General features: G+C 70.7%; 17 protein-coding genes. 10 read left to right on the forward strand and 7 right to left on the reverse strand.

All coding sequences use genetic code 11. The annotated features are described in order from the left end of the window. Positions 1 to 20: 20 nt before the first annotated feature. On the reverse strand, positions 21 to 1,202 hold the full coding sequence (locus tag JK363_RS19665) for a PucR family transcriptional regulator (RefSeq protein WP_372444808.1): 1,182 nt from the start codon (positions 1,200 to 1,202) through the stop codon (positions 21 to 23). 560 nt (positions 1,203 to 1,762) lie between these two features. Between JK363_RS19665 and JK363_RS19670 the strand changes: the two genes are divergently transcribed. The 4 genes from JK363_RS19670 (at position 1,763) to JK363_RS19685 (ending at position 5,799) form a co-directional block, all read left to right on the forward strand. Continuing rightward, entirely contained in the window at positions 1,763 to 2,473 is a 711-nt protein-coding gene (locus JK363_RS19670; protein ID WP_307821792.1) for a ferric reductase-like transmembrane domain-containing protein, read from the forward strand. After that, positions 2,470 to 3,981 (forward strand): NADH-quinone oxidoreductase subunit NuoF family protein, encoded by a 1,512-nt coding sequence (locus tag JK363_RS19675; RefSeq protein ID WP_201876237.1) that lies wholly within the window; start codon positions 2,470 to 2,472, stop codon positions 3,979 to 3,981. The genes JK363_RS19670 and JK363_RS19675 overlap by 4 nt, the downstream gene beginning before the upstream one ends. A gap of 195 nt (positions 3,982 to 4,176) precedes the next feature. After that, the gene (locus JK363_RS19680; RefSeq protein ID WP_201876238.1) at positions 4,177 to 5,175 is read left to right on the forward strand and encodes an SCO0930 family lipoprotein; all 999 of its coding nucleotides are present in this window, start codon (positions 4,177 to 4,179) and stop codon (positions 5,173 to 5,175) included. Positions 5,176 to 5,259: 84 nt separating this feature from the next. Beyond that, entirely contained in the window at positions 5,260 to 5,799 is a 540-nt protein-coding gene (locus JK363_RS19685) for a hypothetical protein (protein ID WP_201876239.1), read from the forward strand. 38 nt (positions 5,800 to 5,837) lie between these two features. Here the strand turns inward: JK363_RS19685 and JK363_RS19690 are convergent, their stop codons facing one another. Then, on the reverse strand, positions 5,838 to 6,515 hold the full coding sequence (locus JK363_RS19690) for an HAD family hydrolase (RefSeq protein ID WP_201876240.1): 678 nt from the start codon (positions 6,513 to 6,515) through the stop codon (positions 5,838 to 5,840). A gap of 321 nt (positions 6,516 to 6,836) precedes the next feature. Next, entirely contained in the window at positions 6,837 to 7,769 is a 933-nt protein-coding gene (locus JK363_RS19695; RefSeq protein WP_201876241.1) for a ScbA/BarX family gamma-butyrolactone biosynthesis protein, read from the reverse strand. Between the two features lie 90 nt (positions 7,770 to 7,859). Between JK363_RS19695 and JK363_RS19700 the strand changes: the two genes are divergently transcribed. Further along, entirely contained in the window at positions 7,860 to 8,552 is a 693-nt protein-coding gene (locus JK363_RS19700) for a ScbR family autoregulator-binding transcription factor (protein ID WP_201876242.1), read from the forward strand. A gap of 7 nt (positions 8,553 to 8,559) precedes the next feature. Here JK363_RS19700 and JK363_RS19705 read toward each other — a convergent pair whose 3' ends face one another. Beyond that, the gene (locus JK363_RS19705) at positions 8,560 to 9,369 is read right to left on the reverse strand and encodes an endonuclease I family protein (RefSeq protein WP_307821793.1); all 810 of its coding nucleotides are present in this window, start codon (positions 9,367 to 9,369) and stop codon (positions 8,560 to 8,562) included. Between the two features lie 148 nt (positions 9,370 to 9,517). After that, on the reverse strand, positions 9,518 to 11,755 hold the full coding sequence (locus JK363_RS42555) for an ABC transporter ATP-binding protein/permease (RefSeq protein ID WP_372444810.1): 2,238 nt from the start codon (positions 11,753 to 11,755) through the stop codon (positions 9,518 to 9,520). Positions 11,756 to 12,481: 726 nt separating this feature from the next. Between JK363_RS42555 and JK363_RS19720 the strand changes: the two genes are divergently transcribed. Further along, positions 12,482 to 12,901 carry a nuclear transport factor 2 family protein gene (locus JK363_RS19720; RefSeq protein ID WP_201876244.1) on the forward strand — a complete coding sequence of 140 codons (420 nt, stop codon included), beginning with the start codon at positions 12,482 to 12,484 and terminating at the stop codon, positions 12,899 to 12,901. Between the two features lie 50 nt (positions 12,902 to 12,951). Beyond that, complete coding sequence (locus tag JK363_RS19725; RefSeq protein ID WP_236075942.1) at positions 12,952 to 13,935, forward strand: alpha/beta hydrolase; 984 nt, start codon at positions 12,952 to 12,954, stop codon at positions 13,933 to 13,935. Positions 13,936 to 13,950: 15 nt separating this feature from the next. On the opposite strand, the gene JK363_RS19730 is transcribed toward JK363_RS19725, so the two are convergent. After that, the gene (locus tag JK363_RS19730) at positions 13,951 to 14,538 is read right to left on the reverse strand and encodes an HhH-GPD-type base excision DNA repair protein (RefSeq protein WP_201876245.1); all 588 of its coding nucleotides are present in this window, start codon (positions 14,536 to 14,538) and stop codon (positions 13,951 to 13,953) included. Positions 14,539 to 14,698: 160 nt separating this feature from the next. On the opposite strand from JK363_RS19730, the gene JK363_RS19735 reads away from it, so the two are divergent. Both JK363_RS19735 and JK363_RS19740 read left to right on the forward strand, forming a co-directional pair. After that, positions 14,699 to 15,484: a SigB/SigF/SigG family RNA polymerase sigma factor gene (locus JK363_RS19735; protein ID WP_201876246.1), complete on the forward strand. Its 786-nt coding sequence runs from the start codon at positions 14,699 to 14,701 to the stop codon at positions 15,482 to 15,484. A gap of 65 nt (positions 15,485 to 15,549) precedes the next feature. Then, positions 15,550 to 16,218: a dienelactone hydrolase family protein gene (locus tag JK363_RS19740; RefSeq protein ID WP_201876247.1), complete on the forward strand. Its 669-nt coding sequence runs from the start codon at positions 15,550 to 15,552 to the stop codon at positions 16,216 to 16,218. A 6-nt stretch (positions 16,219 to 16,224) separates the two neighbouring features. Here the strand turns inward: JK363_RS19740 and JK363_RS19745 are convergent, their stop codons facing one another. Further along, on the reverse strand, positions 16,225 to 17,289 hold the full coding sequence (locus JK363_RS19745) for an ATP-dependent DNA ligase (protein ID WP_201876248.1): 1,065 nt from the start codon (positions 17,287 to 17,289) through the stop codon (positions 16,225 to 16,227). Between the two features lie 78 nt (positions 17,290 to 17,367). On the opposite strand from JK363_RS19745, the gene ligD reads away from it, so the two are divergent. Then, positions 17,368 to 18,378 (forward strand): non-homologous end-joining DNA ligase, encoded by a 1,011-nt coding sequence (ligD, locus tag JK363_RS19750; RefSeq protein ID WP_201876249.1) that lies wholly within the window; start codon positions 17,368 to 17,370, stop codon positions 18,376 to 18,378. Position 18,379 lies beyond the last annotated feature (1 nt).

The following is an 18,379-nucleotide window of genomic DNA, read 5'->3' on the forward strand; positions in this document are numbered from 1 at the left end:
GCGCGGTGCGCCCACCTGGCTCACAGTCCGTTGACGCGGGCCTCCCTGGCGATTCCGAGCGGCCGGATCCCGGGGGCCGTTCCGGTACGGGTCCTGCGGCTCACCCGTGACGCATGGCGGCGTATCCGGTCCATCTGTGCCATCAGCCGCCGCCCGCGCAGCGCCATCTCCAGCTCGAAGCGTATGCGCGGGTCCCGCAGGCCCGGCCCGAAGAGCTTCTCTATCTGGCGCAACCGGTACCGCACGGTCTGCGGATGCACCTTGAGCGCCTTCGCCGCCTCGGGGGCGCCACCGCCCTCCAGCCATGCCAGCAGTGTCATCTGGAGCCGTTCGCTCTGCCGGGGTGTCAGCCCGACCAGCGGTTTGAGCCACCGGGAGGCCAGGGCCCGGACCAGTGACTCGTCCTGGAGCAGCAGCAGCATCGACAGGTGGTCGTCGACGAAGAGCACCCGGGCCTCGGGGCCACTGCGCGCGGGGGCCATCGTCAGCAGCTTCCGCGCCCAGCGCACCGAGGACGCCGCGTCGTTGAGCGGCACCACATGGCCGACCGCGGCGGTGCGGCCGCGCAGCGCGGTTTCCAGCGCGCCACGGGTGCCGGCGTCCACGGGCGGTTCCCGGTCCGGGTCCCGCTCGCCGTCCGGCGCCCGTTCCGCGGTGGTGTCCGGCACGGGATCGCCGTCCGCGTCGGGGTCCGGGATCAGCAGGCACAGCTCGTCGCCGACCGCGCCGATCAGGGTGTCTCCCAGCACGGCGGCCAGTTGCGGCGCCTCGCCCGGGGTGGGCAGGGCGACGGCCTGGACGGTTTCGGGAAGGGGCCAGCGGGCGGCCCGTGAAAGCTCCGCCAGGGTCCGTTCGGAGACCGCCACTTCGCCGGTGAGGGCTTCGAACAGCTCACGGCGGGCCCGCTCGGGCGGTACCTCCGCCATCCGTTCGTCACCGGAGCGGGGCGGCGGGCAGGCAGCCGGTTCTCCGGCCCCCTCCTCGCCCTGCTTCCGGTAGCCCAGTGCGGTCAGGAGAGCCTGCTCGACTCCCCATCGGACCTTCTCTCGCTCAGAGTCCTCCAGGAGTTCGGAGAATCCCGGGAGTCTGTGCCGAAGGGTCTCAACCACCTCATCGGCCAGGGACGGGAGTTCATTGCGCAGAACGCGGGTCCACTCGCCACGGGGGCGGGACCACATGCGGTTCACGAGTTCGCCCATCATTACCTCGTTCTTGCCGGGGGGAGGCCTGGCCGTTGGGGGGTCGGTCAGGCCCGTGGAGGTTGCCTCCGTCTCCGGTTCGTCCAGTCCGGAAAGGGAGTCGAGGGTCCTCCGCTACGTCATAGAGGACCCCCACCCCTACCGGTCCCGGCATTTTGCCGTTTCTTTGCCATCGAGATGGCAACGGATCGGTAGGAGACGGTGTGGGCACCGTTTCTCCACAAGAAGTTGTCACGTTACGACAAATCTTATGGAGATCACGTGTAGTTCCGAGAAGCTGCTGCTCCCAAGACGACTTTGACGTATCTCGTCACCCGCGCGAATCCGCGCGATCGGGAGGCTCCATGTCCATGTCCCAGATGCCGACTCCCCGCTCCCAGGGGCCGCACCGCAGGGGACGCCACACCGGATCGGTTCCCGCTGGAGCCCTCGGAGTACCCGGCAGCCGACGAGCCGCCCGCCGGCCTCGGGCACGCGCCCGGCCTGGCAGCGGCCAGGCCCGACACCTTCGCCTCTACGCTATCGGTGCGGCGGTGGTGTTGTCCCTCGTTGTGGCGAACAACGTGGGCGCATTCACCAAGACCTGGGCTTTTCTGGACTTCGGCGCCGGTGTGCTCGCCCTGGTGTCTCTCACTTCGGCAGTGCTGTGGGGGCTCGCGGCCACCGACCAACTGGTGCTGCACACCAACCACCGGCTGATCGCCCAGGGTGTCCACCGGGCCGCCGCCGTCGGGGGGTTGTGCTTTCTCGCGCTGCATGTCTGGGTGAAGGTGGCGGAGAGCCACACGAGCGCCGCGACCATCGTGGTACCGTTCGCTGACGCAAATCAGCCTGTGCTCATCGGCCTTGGGACCATCGCCGGGTACCTCTTCACCATGGCGGCGGTCACCGGAGCGGTGCGCAGTGCATTCGCCTCAACCGGCAAGTCCCGCTGGCGCTACCGTTGGTGGCGGGCCCTGCATGTGGCCGCGTATCCGGCGTGGTGTGCCGCGCTGATCCACGGCCTCAAGGCAGGCCGTCCGGCGAAGGACTGGGCCACGGCCGGATATGTCATGGCCCTGGCTGGTGTGGCGGTCGCGTTGTGGATACGGCTCGCTTCCCGGCGGGCGCAAGGCGAGAGGACGGACGGCATCGAGGTGAGGAATCCCCCCGCTCGCGGTCGGCAGGAGAGCAGGACCGGACGGGCCGCACCGAGCGTCCCCCGTCCGCGCTCCGCGGAGCCCGACCGGCGTGACACCGAGCCGCTCGGCGCCTCCCGCGGGTGGGGCCGGTGATCACAGCAAAGCCCCGGCTGGCCTGCATCGATCCACCCCGGCTGCTGGCCGGGCTGGACGAGGCGTACCGGCTGGACCGTGTCGGCCATCTGACGGTGCACGGGCAGATGCCCGCTCTGCGCGCCGATGAACTGGTGGCCCTCGCGGAGAACATCGACCTGCGCGGCCGTGGTGGCGCCGGGTTCCCGTTCGCCAAGAAACTCACCTCCGTCATCGAGTCGGCGGCGCGGCGGGACGGCCGCTGCGCCGTGGTGGTCAACGGCAGCGAGGGCGAGCCCAGCTGTCTGAAGGACACCGCACTGCTGCTGCACACTCCGCATCTGGTGATCGACGGCGCGATGCTGGCCGCCGAGGCGCTCGGTGCGGAGGACGTGTGCGTCGCGGTGCACCGGCCGGACGTCGAGGAGTCGATCGCCGCCGCCATCGCCGAACGCGCCCCGAGCGGGCCCCGGCTGTGGGTCTCCCGCACTCCGGACCGCTTCGTCGCCGGTGAGGGCGGTGCCGTCATCAACGGCATCAGCGGCGCCCCGGCCATCCCCAACGGCCGCAAGATCCGGACCAGTGACAGCGGGCTCGGTGGGCTGCCCACCCTGCTGTCCAACACCGAGACCTTCGCCCAGCTCGCCGTGGCGGCGCGGATGGGCGCCCTGCCGTACCGCTCGGTGGGGCTGCCCACCGAACCGGGCACCACCCTGCTGACGGTGGCGGGCAAGTTCGTGATGGAGACCCCGACCGGGGTCCCGCTGACCTACATCCTGGATCTGTGCAACCTCACCCCCGGCCAGGGCGTTCTGGTCGGGGGATACCACGGCAAGTGGCTGGACCCGAACAGCATCCACGCCACCACCATCTCCCGTGAGTCCATGAAGAAGTACGGCGCCCGGCTGGGCGCCGGGGCGGTGCTGCCGATCCCCGAGGACACCTGCCCGCTCGGTGAGACCGCGCGGGTGACACGCTGGCTGGCCGCGGAGACGGCCGGCCAGTGCGGACCGTGTTTCATCGGGCTGCCCGCCCTCGCGGACGCGCTGGGCCAGGTGGAACGCGGTGGCGGCCAGAGCGCCGTCGACAATGTGCGGGCGTACATCAACTCCGTGAAGAAGCGCGGGGCATGCAGCCACCCCGACGGTACGGCCGGCTTTGTGACCACCGCGCTGGACGCCTTCCCGGAGGAGATCGAGTCCCATGCGCTGGGCCTGGGCTGCGGCCGGCCCACCCTCGGTGTGCTGCCGCTGCCCGAGGACTCCCAGCCGCTCGCGCTGCCCCCGGGTCCTTCGGCGGCCGAGCCCCGGCGCGAACGGGAGCCGCGGGGACGGATGGAGCAGCTCATCGTGGACTGGTCGCTGTGCCAGGGCCACGGGCTGTGCGCGGACATCATCCCCGATGTGCTCCAGCTGGGCATCGACGGCTATCCGGCCTCGGCGAAGATGGATGTGCCACGTCAGCTGCGGGCCCAGGCGGTCCGCGCGGTGCGGCGCTGCCCGGCGCTGGCGCTGCGCATCGAGGAGTAGCCGCCTCCCGTACCCCGCGTCACCCACCGACGGCCGCCCGGAACGGCCGTCGACTGCTATGCGCTCAAGGATCCCGCGTTTTTTGCGTCGGATGACAAATTCCGGGCCCGCTGAACGTCGCTCGGCACCGGCTCCGTATGCACATGGCGTCGGCGCAAACACCGCCGGACCGAGAGAGATTGCAGAGGAATGGTCATGGAGAAGCGGCGTCAGATCGCATTCGCCGGAGTGTCCGTCGCGATGGTTCTGCTGACGGCGGCGTGTGGCAGCAGCAAGGACAGCTCCTCCGGTCAGAGCTCCAATGTCCAGCCCGCCGGCGGTGCCCAGAACGTGGGATCGAGCGCGGGCGCCGGCTCGAGCACCGCCTCCTCCGGTGCGGCCGGTGGCTACCAGGCGGGCGGGGACACGGGCGCCGCGGCGGGCTCCGGCGACACCGGGAATTCCGGCCCGGCCAAGGAAGTGGCCGTCAAGAAGGACGCCAAGCTGGGCGAGATCGTGACCGACGCCAAGGGCTGGACGCTCTACCGGTTCGACGAGGACACCCCCAAGCCGGCCAAGTCCAACTGCAACGACGCCTGCGCCACCAAGTGGCCGCCGGTGCCCGCCAACGACGCCGCCGCCGGTACCGGTGTCGACAAGTCCAAGCTGGGCTCGGTCACCCGCTCCGACGGCACCAAGCAGCTGACACTCGAGGGCTGGCCGGTCTACCGTTACGCGGGTGACACCAAGGCGGGCGACACCAAGGGCCATGGCGTGGGCGGCACCTGGAACGCGCTGGCGCCCGACGGCAAGCCGGCCGGCAAGAAGGCCGCCGGTACGGACGAGAGCCTCCAGCTGATGGTGAACAACAACGCCAAGCTCGGCAAGATCATCGTGGATGGCAAGGGCATGACGGTCTACCGGTTCAACAAGGACAGCGCGTGGCCGATGAAGACCGGCTGCCTCGGCGCCTGCCTGGACACCTGGAAGCCGGTCAAGGCCGTGAACACCTCCAAGGTCGCCGGTCTCGACGCCTCGAAGGTCACCTCCTTCACCCGTCCCGACGGCACCAAGCAGGCTGCCTTCGACTGCTGGCTGCTCTACACCTTCACCGGGGACACCAAGCCCGGCGACACCAACGGCCAGGGCAAGGCGGGCCAGTGGTTCGCGGTCACCGACAAGGGAAAGAAGGCGGGCCTCGCCGCGGCGCAGTAGCCGCACCAACACGGTCACCGCAGCGGGAGGCCCGAGGCCGCAGAGGACCCGGGCCTCCCGACGGACCCTCAACGGGAGGTTGTAGTGTCACCCGCACTCCGTGCCACCGCGCTCTGCGCGGCGTTGCTGTTCCTGAGCGGCTGCGCCGGGAGCAGCAAGGCGCACGACGCCGCGAAACATCGGGAGGAGAAGGCGGCGCCTTCCGCCAAGGAGTTCGGCAAACCCGGCAAACCCGCCCCGCTGACCGGGATCGCCGATGCCATCGGCTGCAAGGCGAAGGTCATCACCGAGGTGGAGGAGCTGCGGCAGGGTGCCTGCACCTCCGGCAAGAACCGGTACACGATGCTGACCTTCGCCACCGCGAAGGGCCAGCATGCCTGGCTGTCGACGTCCAAGGACTACGGGGGCACCTACCTGGTCGGCAAGCGCTGGTCGGTGACCGGCTTGTCCACCGGCTCGCTCACGCCTCTGCGGGAGAAGATCGGCGGGGACATCGAGCACGGGTCCATGTCCCACGGCGGCTCCGGATCCCACGGAGGCTCCGACCCGAAGGGCGGGTCCGGTTCGAAGGGCGGGTCCGGCTCGCACGGCTCCGGCTCGCACGACGGGATGGACGGGATGTGAACCGCACCGCCGACCAGGCGGCGAAGCGTGTCAGCCGGTCATGCCACCCTGGTCTCGGCCCACCTGACCAGATCGGGGTCGGCGAGGGTGTCGACCCACAGGTCCACCGGGGGGCGTTCGTCCACCGGTTTCCGCGGGCCGACACCGAGCACTCTCAGCCCGGCGCGTGAGGCGGAGAGAAACCCGCAGTGGGAGTCCTCGACCGCGAGGGCGTCGCCGGGGGCCGCACCACACAGACGGGCGGCCTCCAGATAGACATCGGGATACGGTTTGGGCCGCATCTCCCCTTCGGGGACCAGCACATGGCCGAAGTGCCGCAGCAGCCCCGCCTTGGCGAGCCCGTCCTCGACCACGTCCCGCGGGCAGTTGCTCGCGATGGCCAGCGGGGCGAACGCCGCGGCCTTCTCCACCAGTTCCGGCGCCCCGGGCATGGTGACCGGGTTCTCGGCCACCAGGGTGCGGAAGGCGTCGAGAAGTTGCCCGGTCATCTGCTCGGCGAGTTCGGGGTGCCCGGCGAATTCGGCCAGCATACGGCCGCATTCGCGGTAGTGGAGTCCCTTGGTGCGCTGGGCGAACTCTTCGGTGGGGGCGGTGCCATGCTCTCTGAGCACCATTTCACGCGCCTCCTCCCAATGCCGTTCGGAATCCATGAGGGTGCCGTCGCAGTCGAAGACGATGGCGGCTGGGGTCCATGCGAGGAGCTTTTCGGCTGTCATCTGCCTGCCGTTCCATGGGAGGTGGAGGAATCGGCGCAGGGGGCGCCTGTACCTGCGGGGAGCAGCACAGTGGATTTCCTGGCGGCTCGGTGCGCGAATGCGTTGACCGCTGCTGTCCGATGCGCGAGCGCCTTTCGCGTGCGCGACATGGGAGGCGGTACAGACGGAGAATCCGCCTGCCCGAAACATAACGATCACTACGTTAATTGGATGACCCGTAGTAAGCAAGACGTCACGGAATGTCGGCGGTTTGTTCACCGCCGCGCGCGTTCGTCGCTCAATGCGTCCGTCGTACGGTGTGTTTGACGGTCAGAAGTGCGGTCAGAGGTATTGGAGCACCCCGACCGCCGTGCAGATCTCCGCCTGGCGCAGCCGGAAGACACAGGTCCTGCCGTGGGAGGTGCACTCGACCACGGCGGGCGGATACGACTCGGTGAAGCGGATCGCCTTCAGCCGGCAGGCGACGGGTCGGGTCAGCAACCCGTCGGTGGCCAGAGCGGCGGCCTGCCGGGCGCTCTCCAGCAGCACCAGGCCGGGGACATGGTCGCTCCAGTGGTCATAGAAGAACGGGTGGCGGGGGTCGGCGGGATCGAGGTACACCACTCCCCCGTCCCGTACCACCAGCACATCCCGGGCCGCGGGAACGGCCAGTTGACCCGGGGAGGGGCGGACCGCGGCACGCAGTCTGCGCCGTGCGGTCTGCCCCGAGGCGGCCGAGCGGGTCTCCGCGTAGGAGGTGCCGTCGAGGAAGCGCGCGGTGCCCCCGGCCCAGGCGAACCGTCTGCCGCCCGCCGCGAGGGCGATGTCAAGCCGCATCCCCGTGACGAAGCGCCCGGAGGGCGTGGTGTGGATGTCCGTCACGGCAGCGCGGCAGGTGATGTCGGTGGCGCCGTGCGGCGCGCGCGGCTCGGCCTCGGGGTCGAGCCGGTAGAACAGGTCGCGGATCAGGAAGTGTGCGCCCGCGGGCACCGCGTAGTACCGGGTGGGGATGTAGATGCCCAGTTCACGCAGGGTTTCCGCGATCATCAGCGGATGGTGTCTGCCGTCCCCGCCGTGCGGGAAGGTCGGATGGGAGCGGGGCCACTGGGCGGCGGCCTCGAAGCGGTCGTCACCCAGCGTGCGGACGTCGGTGAGCAGCACCTCGGCCACCGAGACCCGGTGCACGGCCTCGCGCTCCACCGTGCGGGACCAACTGAGCGGCCGGCCGGTGGGACCGGAGGGCTCCGAAAGGCCACAAGCCTCACGAACGATCACTATAAAATACTAATAATGTTTGACCTGTCTCGCCTCATCTCCATGAGGGGGCGGAATTCCGCTAAGTTCGCTCCGTACACAAAGCGGCTGATGAAGGACGGCGAACACGTGCAAGAGCGGGCCGAACAAACGCGCCGATCCCTTCTGGAAGCGGCCGCATCCCTCTTTGACGAACGCGGATACGCCGGAACGAGCATCAGCGACATCACCCATCGGTCCGGGCACACCAGCGGCGCCATGTATTTCCACTACACGAGCAAGGAAAGGCTCGCGCTCGCCGTGGTGGAGGAGCATTTCGCCACCTGGCCCCCGCTGATCGAGCAGCACACCACCATCGACGCCCCCGTGCTGGAGCAACTGGTCCGGCTCAGCTATGCGGTGGCCCGCGCCTTCCGCGATGACATCGTGGTACGGGCGGGGGCCCGGCTGTGGACCGAGCGCTCTCTGATCGACGCGCAGTTTCCGCCGCCCTTCGTGGGCTGGATCGACGCGGTGGGAAAGATGCTGGAGAAGGCCCAGGCCGAGGGCGAGCTCACCACCCATGTCGATCCGCAGGCCGCGGCCCGGACCGTGGTGTGCGCCTTCTTCGGTCTGCACACCGTCTCGGAGGCGCTCGACGGACGACGGCTGGTCGAGGACCATCTGACCGATCTGTGGACGCTGCTGCTGCCCTCGCTCCAGGCCCGTCCCGGCACCGCCGCCGAACTGCTGGCGGCGGCCCGGAGCACGGACCCGGTGCCGCTGCGCACCGACGGCGAGGCCGTCGGTGCGGACGAGAGGTGAGCTGGGCCTACTTCCAGATCTCGCCGACCCATTCCGGGTGGTCGACGAACGGGTTCCGGTTGTGCTGGATGGTGTCGTAGATGACGTCGTTGCGGTGCTTCTCGAAGGCGTCCGGCGGGTCCTCGTCGTTCCACTTCTTCAGCACGGACAGCCGCCCGAGGTGGGGCTGGGTGCCGTTGTCCACCGTGTCGTTGACCTCCAGGTCGGGGAAGTCGTCGTCGCCCTCGTAGCGCACGGACATGTAGAGCACCATCCGGGCCACATCACCCTTGACCTGGTCCCGCGGCTCGAAGGAGTCGTCGTCGGTGCGGCTGCCCGGCGCTCCTTCGACCTCGGATCCGCCCTCGTCGAAGTCCTTGTTGCCGCGGATGCTGTTGACCGTCACATTGGCCGGACGCAGATGGTGGACATCGGTCCCGGGGCCGGTCGCGGTACCGAAGTCGCCATGCGACTTGGCCCAGACGTGCTCACGGTTCCACTGGTCGGGTCCGGAACCGTTCGCGTCCTTGCTCTGTGACGTCCCGCTGTAGAGCAGGATCACATTCGACGGGTTGTCGGGGTCCTCGTCGGTCTTCTTGAGGGCGTCCCAGACCTCGTCGTACGACACCTTGGTGACGTCGGTGCTGATGATCGTGTGCAGCGCGTCCTTCAGAGGTTCACCGGTCTTGCCGATCGCGTCCTTGTAGTAGGTGTCGTCGTACGGCGTGGAGGTGGCCGTGACCTCGGCGGTTGCCGGGGCCTGTGCCGTGACGGCGATGGTGGCGACGCCGGCCAGCAGGGCCAGGGATTTCCAGCGGTTGACACGGGTGACGTGCACAGGTGGTCCTTTCCCCGATTTACGACCGTTGTTCGATCCCCGAAAGCGTGACAGACACATGATCGTCCGATGGTGAACAACCTGCGGAGGTTCGGTGTCAGGGCCATGACCGAACGGGAGAAGTCAACGGGGTCTTTCGCGCCACCGATCAGGATCGGCCGTGCCAGGACTCCCAGAGCGCGGCGTAGGCTCCCTCCCGGCCCACCAGCTCCTCGTGCGGGCCCAGTTCGGTGATCCGGCCCCGCTCCATGACGGCGACCCGGTCGGCGTCATGCGCGGTGTGCAGCCGGTGGGCGATCGCGATGACGGTGCGCCCCTGGAGAACGGCGGCCATCGAACGCTCCAGACGACGGGCCGCACGCGGATCGAGCAGCGAGGTGGCCTCGTCCAGCACCAGGGTGTGCGGATCGGCCAGCACCAGCCGGGCGAGCGACAGCTGCTGGACCCGGTCCGGCGGCAGGACGGTGCCGCCCGCCCCCACCCGGGTGTCGAGGCCCGTCTCCTCGGCCCACCCCAGGGCGCCGACCACGTCCAGGGCCCGTTCCAGCTCGCGGTCGTCGGCGCCGGGCCGGGCGAGGAGCAGATTCTCCCGCAGGGTGCCGCGGAAGACATAGCTCTCCTGGGTCACCAGGGCGACCTGACCGCGCAGTTCGTGCGGCGGAAGCCCGGTGAGGGGGATACCGCCGACGGTGACCGCACCGGTGCGCGGCGCCTCGATCCCGGCGAGCAGTCTGCCCAGCGTGGACTTCCCCGCGCCGGACGGCCCGACGACGGCCAGCCGTTCACCGGGCTCGATGTCCAGGTCGATGCCGCGCAGCACATCCTCCCCGCCGGGATAGGCGTAGGTCACTCCCCGCAGGGCGAGCGCCCGGTGCCGGGGAGCGGACGCGGTGGCATGCCCCGCGGCGGGCTCGGGGCCGCGGTGGACGCCGAGCAGCCGGGCCAGCGAGGCGGCACCGGCCTGGAGGTCGCCCAGGGAGTACAGCAGCATGTCGACCGGTCCCAGCAGTTGCTGGACATGGATCAGTACCTCGGGGTCGGCCACGAGGGCGCGGACCAGCCGGAGCCGCTGCTGCTGTCCGCCGGAGAAGGTGCCCCCGCACGCGGTGACGGTGTCATCGAGCCCATGGGGCAGCGCGGCCACGATGTCCTGTGCGGACGCGGCGTCGACGGCCCGCTCCAGCAGGTCGTCCGAGCCATGCTCACCGCGCAGTTCGGCACGCAGCGGTCCGGCGAAAAGACGGTCGTCGTTGTCGGCGACGAGGATGCGGCGGCGCACCTCGGCGAGGGGCAGATCACTCAGCGGGAGATCGCCGAGGGTGACCGCGGAGTCGGTGTAGCGGCCCAGCCGCTCGGCGAGGGTGGTGGCATCTGCGGAGGAGGCGCAGACCACGGCCGTGAGACGGCCCGGTGCCACCGTGAGCCCGGACGCGGGGTCGGCCAGGGCGGCGGGTCCGCCGTCCGGGCCCGGGTCGGCGGAGCCGGACTCCAGCGCGGGCCGCAGCGCCAGGAAGCGGACGACCCGGCGGGCGGCGACATGGCCGCCGGTGAGCTTGCTGACGGCGCCCGTGATCCGGCGCAGCGGGTCGGCGAGGTAGACGGCGTAGCCGTAGAACGCCACGAGCTGGCCGGCACCGATCCGGCCGGTGGCCACGTAGTGCGCGCCGAGCCAGACGACGACGGTGGTGAGCAGCCCCGGGAGCAGCACCTTCGCGGCGTCGAACAGGGCCTCCACCCGGGCCACCGCCACTCCGGCGGCGCGCACCCGCTGGGAGTCGGCGCGGTAGCGGGCGGCGACGGACTCCTCACCGCCGATGCCACGCAGGACGCGCAGTCCGCCGACGATGTCGACCGCGCGGCCGGTCAGTTCGGCCTGCTGCTCGCGCAGCCGCTGCCGTCGGCGGTGGAGCGGACGGATCAGCAGGGCGATCGCCCCCGCCATCAGCGGCACGCCGATCAGCACGACCAGGCCCAGCTGCCAGGAGGTGGTCAGCAGGATCGCGGCCACCATACCCACGGCAATGACTGCGCTGCCGCCCCGGGCGGTCTCGGCGAGCGCGTCGCCGAGCTGGGAGAGGTCGGCCACCCCCGCGTTCACCACCTCGCCCTTGGTCGCCCGGCCCGGTAAGGAGGCACCGAGCCCGGCGGCCTGACGGGTGATGTGCTGAGCCGTGCGGTAGGAGGCGCCGAGCCGGGTGGTGAGGGCGGCACGGTCGCGCAGGATGCCCGCGGCGGCCTGGATCACCCCGAGGGCCACCACCGCCCCGCCCCACAGCAGCAGCGCCCGCTGGTTCTCCGCGATGATTCCGGTGTCGATGGCCCGGCCGATCACGGCGGGTACCAGCGCCTGGGACAGCACATGGACAATGCCATAAAAAACGCCCAAGCAGAGCGAATTCCACTGATCAGCGGCAAACCATAACAGATAGGATGTAGGAGAGCGCAGGTCCGGAGATCCGGTATCCGGATCGGGGAAGCGTCGCATGGCGACGACGATGCCAGTGATGCCGGGTCCATCGCGCGGGCGTTTTTCCGCGCACGGCGCGGGGCCATGCGTGGACGACAGAGCTCGGGGCACTCGCCCCGCAGATGACGTGGCCACTGTCGTACGAACTCTGGGAGGACACCGTGGCACGGCAGACCGACCCGATTCCCCCGCACCCGGCGCTGCGTGACCCCGGGCCGCCGTCGCCCACACCATCACCCGGTCCGGGCGGCCCGGAGCCGGGTCCCGCACCGGGACCGGTGCCCGACCCGCCGCCGGGACCGCCGCCCGACCCGGTGCCCACTCCCCCGCCCAGCCCGCCGCCGAGCCCCACACCGGGGCCGCCGCCGGGCCCGTCCCCGGATCCGGTGCCCAAACCGCCGGGCCCCGACCCGGTCCCGGATCCGTCACCGGCCCCGGGGCCGCTCACGAAGGACGGGCCCTAAGCCCGTACAGCCCTCGCGCCGCGCTCCGTCGTGCCCTGATCGCACGGCGGGGCGCGGCGCTCGCATCGGTACGCACGTACGTGAGAACCATCGTTCTCTTACGGTGGCGACCAGCGGAGAGAACGGCCGTTCTCCACCGTTCCCACCGTCCCGCCGTGCCAACGCTCGAGGAGATTCCGCCATGGCCGACCAGAAGCCCCCGCTGCCGCCCTTCACCGAGGAGACCGCCCGCCTGAAGGTCCAGCTCGCCGAGGACGCGTGGAACACCAAGGACCCCGCCTGGGTCGCCCTCGCGTACACCGAGGACTCCGAGTGGCGTAACCGCGATGTGTTCCTGCGCGGCCGGAGTGAGATCGTCGAATTCCTGACCGCCAAGTGGGAGCGCGAACTCGGCTACCGGCTGCGCAAGGAGCTGTGGGCCTTCACCGGCAACCGGATAGCCGTCCGCTTCGAGTACGCGTACCACAACACCGAGGGCCGGTGGTTCCGCGCCTACGGCAACGAGAACTGGGAGTTCGACGAGAACGGCCTGATGCGCAAGCGCTACGCCAGCATCAACGACCTGCCCATCACCGCCGAGGAGCGCCGCATCGCGGTGTGACTTCAGGCGGGGCGGGCGGCGGCGCTGCCCCCGCATGTCGAGGAGAGGCGATGGAGAAGCAGATGTCCCCCGGCACCGCCCCGGCCCGCCCCGTACTGGAGCCCGCCGCCGCGGAGTTCGCCGAAGCCAGTGCCAAGCCGCCGTTCCTGTACCAGATGTCGCCCGCCGAGGGCCGCAGAACGGTGGACGAGGCGCAGTCGGGTCCGGTGCCCAAACCGGAGGTGGACGAGGAGTGGATCAGTGTCACCGGGATCCCCGAGGGCGGCGTCAAGGCGCGGATCCTCCGTCCGCCGGGGATGGGCGGCACCCTGCCGGTGATCCTCTACATCCACGGCGCGGGCTGGGTGTTCGGCAACGCCCACACCCATGACCGGCTGGCACGGGAGCTGGCCGTCCGGGTCGGCGCCGCCGTGGTCTTCCCCGAGTACGACCTCTCCCCCGAGGTCCATTACCCGGTGGCCCTGGAACAGAGCTACGCGGTCGGGCAGTGGATCGTGGCGCATGGCGAGGGGGCGGGTCTCGACCCCGCGCGGATCGCGGTGACCGGCGACTCGGTGGGTGGCAACATGTCCGCCGCCCTCACCCTGCTGGCCAAGGAGCGCGGTGATCTCTCCCTGGTCCAGCAGGTGCTGTTCTACCCCGTCACCGACGCCGCCTTCGACACCGGCTCGTACGAGCAGTTCGCCGACGGCTACTACCTCACCCGCGAGGGGATGCGGTGGTTCTGGGACCAGTACACGACCGACCCGGCCCAGCGCGCCGAGATCACCGCCTCTCCGCTGCGCGCCGATGTCGCCCAGCTCGCCGGACTGCCTCCGGCCCTGGTGATCACCGGCGAGGCCGATGTGCTGCGGGACGAGGGAGAGCGTTACGCGGACAAGCTGCGGGCGGCCGGGGTACCGGTCACCGCCGTGCGGATGCAGGGCATCATCCACGACTTCCTCATGCTCGACGCGCTCCGCGACACCCAGGCCGCGCGCGCCGCGCTCACCCTGGCCGTGGACACCCTGCGCGGCGCACTGCACACCGGGTGAACCGACCCCCGGGGCTCACTTCCCCCCGGTGCGCTTCGCCTGCCGCTTGACCTCCTGCTTGTGGGCGCGGACCTTGTCCAGCGACTCGGGGCCGGTGATGTCGGCCACCGAGCGGTACGCGCCCTCCTCGCCATAGGCCCCGGCGGCCTCACGCCACCCCTCGGGCCCGGCCCCCACCCGCTTGCCGAGGAGCGCCAGGAAGATCTGGGACTTCTGCTTGCCGAAACCGGGCAGGTCGTTCAGCCGCCGGAACAGCTCGGCGCCGCTGCCCACATCGCGCCACACGGCCTCCGCGTCACCGTCGTAGGTCTCGACGAGGTACTGGCACAGCTGATGGACCCGCTTGGCCATCGCCCCGGGGTAGCGGTGCACGGCGGGCTTCTGCGACAGCAGCTCCGCGAACCGCTCGGGGTCGCAGGCGGCGATCTCCTGTGCGTCCAGATCGTCCGCCCCCATGCGCTGCGCGATGGTGTACGGACCGGAGAACGCCCACTCCATGGGGACCTGCTGATCGAGCAGCATCCCGATCATGAGGGCCAGCGGACTGCGCCCGAGCAGGGCGTCGGCCTCGGGCTGCTGGGCGAGTCGAACGGTGACGTCCATCCCCGCACTGTACCCGGGGCCACCACCCCGAACCCCGGATCCTCCACATTCCCCCCAAAAGCGCATAAACATAAACCAATATGGCCGAATTGCGGGGGGTTAGGGATCATGCGACTGTGGTGGGGACCGCCGTGACATCGGACCACGGAGGCGAGTGACCATGTCAGCAACCGCGACTCGCCGACGACGCCATGACGACACTCCCGACACCGGCGGTGCCTTCCAGCGTCTGTCCCGACTGCCCTCCGGACCCGAGCGCGATGCCCTGCGCGAGGCCATCATCTGCGCCTGGCTGCCGGTCGCGAAGCGGCTGGCGCTGCGCTTCCGCAACAAGGGCGAGAACATGGAGGACCTCACCCAGGTGGCCTCGCTGGCCCTGGTGAAGGCCGTTGACCGCTATGACCCGGACCTCGGGCACGCCTTCCCCTCCTATGCGATCCCGGTTATCACCGGTGAGCTCAAGCGGCACTTCCGCGACTATCTGTGGACGCTGCACATCCCCCGCAACATCCAGGAGGTGCGCTCCCGCACCCGCTCCGCCCGCGACGCGCTGGAACAGGAGCTGGGCGGCCGTACCCCCACCGTCACCGAGATCTGCCTGCGCACCGGGATGCCGCAGGAGGATGTGAAGGCCGGCCTCGAGGCCAGCGCCTCCTGCACCCCGCTGTCCCTCAACGCCGCGGTGCAGGGCGCCGAGGAGCGGCTGCTCGCCGAGACGGTGGGCGCCGACGACGCCGCGATCGAACGCGTCGTCAACCGGGAGGCGCTGCGGGTGCTGATCTCGCATCTCTCGGAACAGGACCGCTATGTGCTGTACCTGCGGTTCTTCGCCGGGCTCTCGCAGAGCCAGATCGGCGAGATCCTCGGCTTCTCGCAGATGCACATATCCCGCAGGCTCTCCCGGCTCTACAGCGAGCTGCGCCAAGGGCTCATGGCCTACGCCTGACCGCCCAGGAGAACCTGACCGCCCACAAGACCACGAAGAGTTCCGACCCCCGGCAGGAGGTGCCGATGCGCTCCGAGACCGCCCGTATCGCCGCGGACGACGCCCTGCTGGTGGGAGATCTCGCGCTGCCCGAACACCCCATCGGTGTGGTGGCCTTCGCACACGGCAGCGGCAGCTCCCGGCACAGCCCGCGCAATCGCGCGGTGGCCCAGGTGCTCCAGCGGGCGGACCTCGCCACCTTGCTGTTCGACCTGCTCACCGAGGCCGAGGAGCGGGTGGACGCGGTCACCGCCGAGCACCGCTTCGACATTCCGCTGCTGGGGCGGCGGCTGGTGGGGGCGGTGGACTGGCTCGCCGGGCATCCGGCCACCACCGGGCTGCCGGTCGGCCTGTTCGGCGCCAGCACCGGCGCCGCGGCGGCACTGACCGCCGCGGCGGAGCGGCCGGACCGGGTGCGGGCCGTGGTCTCGCGCGGCGGGCGCCCGGATCTCGCGGGCGGGGCGCTGAACCGGGTGCGCGCTCCGGTGCTGCTGGTGGTGGGCGGGGACGACCATGAGGTGCTGAGGCTGAACGAGCAGGCCGCCGCCATGCTCGCCGCGCCGCACGAGGTCCATGTGGTGCCCGGCGCGACCCATCTGTTCGAGGAGCCCGGAACCCTGGAGCAGGCGGCCGAGGCGGCACGCGACTGGTTCGCGCGGATGTCCCGCCGTCCGGCCCGCGGCGCCCGTCACTGAGCACCGCTAGGTGCTCCCCAGCACCTGCCGCAGATCGTAGGAGACCGGCTCCTCGAGCTGGGCGTAGGTGCAGTCGCGCGGCTCGCGGTCGGGGCGCCAGCGGCGGAACCGGGCGGTGTGCCGGAAGCGGTCGCCCTGCATGTGGTCGTATGCCACCTCACAGACCCGCTCGGGGCGCAGCGGCACCCAGGACAGATCCTTGACGCCGGTCCAGCGGCTGGGCGCGCCCGGCATCCGGGACTGTGCGTGTGCCTCCTCGCGGGCCCACTCCGCCCAGGGGTGGCCCTCGACGGTGGACATGCGCAACGGCTCCAGTTCGGTCATCAGCTCCTGGCGTCGGCGCATGGGGAAGGCGGCGGACACCCCGACGTGCTGGAGACGGCCGGTGGTGTCGTACAGCCCGAGCAGCAGTGAGCCGACGACCGGGCCGGACTTGTGGTGGCGCAGTCCGGCGACGACGCAGTCGGCGGTGCGCTCGTGCTTGACCTTGACCATGACGCGTTCGCCCGGCCGGTAGCCGAGGCCGAAGGGCTTGGCGACGACTCCGTCCAGCCCCGCGCCCTCGTATTGCTCGAACCACTGCCGGGCCACCTGCTGGTCGTCGGTCCAGGGGGCGGTGAAAACCGGGTCGGTGGCCCCGCGCAGCGCCTCGGTGAGGGCGTCCCGGCGCTCCCGCAGCGGGGTGTCCATCAGCGAGGCGTCGCCGAGGGCGAGGAGGTCGAAGGCGACGAAGCTCGCGGGGGTGGTCCCGGCCAGCATCCGGACCCGGGAGTCGGCGGGGTGGATACGCTCCAGCAGGGCGTCGAAGTCCAGCCGTCCGCCGCGCACGATGACGATCTCGCCGTCGAGCACACAGCGCGGCGGGAGCTGGGCGAGCAGGGCCCCGGCCAGCTCGGGAAAGTAGCGGGTGAGCGGTTTGCCGGTGCGGCTGCCGATCTCCAGCTCGTCGCCGTCGCGGAAGACGATGGCCCGGAAACCGTCCCACTTGGCCTCGTAGCGCATCCCCGCGGGGATGGCGGCCGCGGACTTGGCCAGCATCGGCGCGACGGGAGGCATCACCGGAAGGTCCATGGTGTCCGATTGTGCGTCCGTCGCGGGCCGGGCGCCCGCCGGGAGGTGACCTTGGGCCGTCGGGCCTAGCGTGACGGTATGGGAGAGACGGTGGAGCTCACGGTCGGTGAGCGTACGGTGCGGCTGTCCAACCCCGGGAAGGTGTACTTCCCGGGGCGCGGCTTCACCAAGCTTGACCTCGCCCGCTACTACCTGGCGATCGGCGACGGTGTGCTGCGGGCGCTGCGGAACCGGCCGACGACGCTGGAGCGCTACCCGGACGGCGTAGAGGGGGAGTCGTTCTTCCAGAAGCGGGCGCCCAAGAACCTGCCCGACTGGATCCCCACCGGCCGTATCTCCTTCCCCAGCGGGCGGCATGCGGACGAGATCTGTCCGACCGAGGTGGCGGCGGTGGTGTGGGCGGCCAACCTGGGCTGTCTGACGTTCCATCCGTGGCCGGTGCGGCGCGAGGACACCGAGCACCCCGACGAGCTGCGGATCGACCTCGACCCGCAGCCGGGCACCGACTACCGGGACGCGGTGCGCGCGGCGGGAGAGCTGCGCGAGGTGCTGGACGAGCTGGGGCTGCGCGGCTGGCCCAAGACCTCGGGCGGCCGGGGGCTGCATGTCTTCGTCCCGATCGAGCCGCGGTGGACCTTCACCCAGGTACGGCGGTCCGCGATCGCCGTCGCGCGGGAGCTGGAGCGGCGGGCGCCGGAGCGGATCACCACCGCGTGGTGGAAGGAGGAGCGCGGGAGCAAGATCTTCGTGGACTACAACCAGACCGCCCGCGATCGCACCATCGCCAGCGCCTATTCCGTCCGCCCCCGGCCGGACGCCCCGGTCTCCGCGCCACTGCGCTGGGAGGAGGTGCCGGACGCCCGGCCGCAGGACTTCGATCTGGCGACCATGCCGGTGCGCTACCGCGAACTGGGCGATGTGCACGCCGATATGGACGGGCACGCCTTCCGGCTGGACAGCGCGCTGGAGCTGGCCGACCGGGACGAGCGGGAACACGGTCTGGGCGACCTGCCCTATCCGCCGGAGCATCCCAAGATGAAGGGCGAGCCGAAGCGGGTGCAGCCGAGCCGGGCGAAGACCGAGGGCTGAG

The sequence above is a fragment of the Streptomyces coffeae genome (assembly GCF_016741875.1).
Taxonomy (GTDB): Bacteria; Actinomycetota; Actinomycetes; order Streptomycetales; family Streptomycetaceae; genus Streptomyces; species Streptomyces coffeae.

Coding starts and splice junctions, on each gene's coding strand:
- JK363_RS19665 (WP_372444808.1), bottom strand. CDS start 1,202: ATGATGGGCGAACTCGTGAACCGCATGTGGTCCCGCCCCCGTGGCGAG.
- JK363_RS19680 (WP_201876238.1), top strand. CDS start 4,177: ATGGAGAAGCGGCGTCAGATCGCATTCGCCGGAGTGTCCGTCGCGATG.
- JK363_RS19690 (WP_201876240.1), bottom strand. CDS start 6,515: ATGACAGCCGAAAAGCTCCTCGCATGGACCCCAGCCGCCATCGTCTTC.
- JK363_RS19700 (WP_201876242.1), top strand. CDS start 7,860: ATGAAGGACGGCGAACACGTGCAAGAGCGGGCCGAACAAACGCGCCGA.
- JK363_RS19720 (WP_201876244.1), top strand. CDS start 12,482: ATGGCCGACCAGAAGCCCCCGCTGCCGCCCTTCACCGAGGAGACCGCC.
- JK363_RS19725 (WP_236075942.1), top strand. CDS start 12,952: ATGGAGAAGCAGATGTCCCCCGGCACCGCCCCGGCCCGCCCCGTACTG.
- JK363_RS19730 (WP_201876245.1), bottom strand. CDS start 14,538: ATGGACGTCACCGTTCGACTCGCCCAGCAGCCCGAGGCCGACGCCCTG.
- JK363_RS19735 (WP_201876246.1), top strand. CDS start 14,699: ATGTCAGCAACCGCGACTCGCCGACGACGCCATGACGACACTCCCGAC.
- JK363_RS19740 (WP_201876247.1), top strand. CDS start 15,550: ATGCGCTCCGAGACCGCCCGTATCGCCGCGGACGACGCCCTGCTGGTG.
- JK363_RS19745 (WP_201876248.1), bottom strand. CDS start 17,289: ATGGACCTTCCGGTGATGCCTCCCGTCGCGCCGATGCTGGCCAAGTCC.
- ligD (WP_201876249.1), top strand. CDS start 17,368: ATGGGAGAGACGGTGGAGCTCACGGTCGGTGAGCGTACGGTGCGGCTG.